We start from the raw sequence: 230 nt of genomic DNA on the forward strand, positions 1-230 counted from the left end.
TCGCGGTACAGGTCTGCCGGAATAAACGCCCGCACCGGCGCGACAATCGCTGCGATGCGGGCATCGCGGGCGGCGGATTCTGCATGACTCGGCTGACCGCCATACTGCCGGGCCCGGGTTTCAGCCTTGAGCTCTTCCTCCAGTCGATGCTGGGCGTCGAGCATGACCCGGCCCTGCGCCGGCGTGAGGCTGATGTCTCGATCCTTGTAGCGGTAGCTGAGATTGCCGGC

1 protein-coding gene is annotated in these 230 nt (G+C 66.1%); it reads right to left on the reverse strand.

Annotation, left to right across the window (positions count from 1 at the left end; genetic code table 11):
• A partial coding sequence (locus tag MKZ87_RS28910; protein ID WP_266202227.1) for a hypothetical protein occupies positions 1-230 on the reverse strand: 230 nt, incomplete at both ends.

Origin of the sequence: Pseudomonas sp. MCal1, assembly GCF_026341415.1 — a bacterium.
Classification (GTDB): domain Bacteria; phylum Pseudomonadota; class Gammaproteobacteria; order Pseudomonadales; family Pseudomonadaceae; genus Aquipseudomonas.